Raw genomic sequence first — 1,167 nt, 5'->3', positions numbered from 1 at the left:
TCTGCAGAACACCTTGGCGGGCAAGGGTTTTTACAGGATTTTCCTGATACACCAAGCTATGGGCTGCCGTCGTCTTAATCAGGTTCCCGGCGCTGCCCAGATCCCCCACACCCAAGCTTAGCCCTTGCACTGCAAGGCTTTTCCCCGCTGCCTTGAGCATATCCGAGAGCTGAAGGGATTCGTGATTGGCCAGAGACTCCAGGCCTCCCTTCTGGATGAAGGCCTGAGCGGACGCTGCAAGCACGCCAGAGGCAAGACCTCCGCTGGCCCCTGCCAGAGCTGCAACGCCCACCCCCAGAGCGGCCTTAAAGGCAGGCTTAAAGGTGGTACGAGGTCTCTGGGATTCTTCAGTAATAGAGGGCAGGACCGTGTGGTGAATCTCGGTAAACTCTGGGCGAGGCGCCACCTCTAGGCCCGAGGGACGCTGGCCCGTTGTGGAGATGACCTCCAGGTGCGGCGTATCCACCGCCAAATGACCCTGAACAGAACAGTCCAGGTAGTCCACCCCTTGGCCTTGGCTGGCTTGAGTTTTTTGGAGAATGCGAGAGTCCTTTACCACCGAAACCTTCTCAAAGCTGTCATACTTCAGGGCGGGTGTAAGCTGGATCACCAAAGGAATTAAATATTTAACGATATCCAATGCTAATAACCTCCTGGGGGAGAAGGAGCAGCTGGCCCCGGACGTATTCGGTGCAGGCTAAGCTTTCTTTTGCTGAATCCACTGCTTCTTGAGCACGCTTTGTTTCTTGTCCAGAAGAAGGAGTTTTTAATAATTCTGCTCTGGCCCTTGCTAACGCTTCTTGCCACCCCTTCACTTCATCATCCAACAGACCCAACACCACATCCTGCTTCCCCGAAGGCAAGGCATCCACTATGGGAAGATCAGGAAATTCGTTTGGCTTAATTCTGCAAAAGGTATCGTAAATCATATTAAAGATAAAGGAACTAGCAGCCCAACGAGCCCCAGGATGCAGTAGGTGCAAAGAGCGCATTACCCAGGGCATATAAGCTGGACCAAAATGATAATAGTTCACTACAGTTTGCAACATCATTTCCGTCCACATATCTTCCATAGTCCAATGATCTATTTGTGTACCAGAAGGAAGAAAATACCTCATGACTTCGGGAATAAAAGAAGGCTCTTTTAAAGAACTCAAAGCTTCAAAA

Annotated in this window: 2 protein-coding genes; both read right to left on the bottom strand. The window is 51.1% G+C overall.

Features of this window, described 5'->3' with window-relative positions:
- Nucleotides 1-640 (bottom strand): hypothetical protein (locus HCUR_RS00570; RefSeq protein WP_129591789.1); only part of this gene is annotated, 640 nt, incomplete at its 3' end.
- Nucleotides 627-1,167, bottom strand: a 541-nt coding sequence (locus HCUR_RS00565) for a hypothetical protein (RefSeq protein WP_207760836.1), incomplete at its 5' end; no start/stop codon positions are given. The genes HCUR_RS00570 and HCUR_RS00565, both read right to left, overlap by 14 nt.

The sequence above is a fragment of the Holospora curviuscula genome (assembly GCF_002930195.1).
Taxonomy (GTDB): domain Bacteria; phylum Pseudomonadota; class Alphaproteobacteria; order Holosporales; family Holosporaceae; genus Holospora; species Holospora curviuscula.
This window is presented reverse-complemented; position numbering and strand designations above follow the sequence as displayed.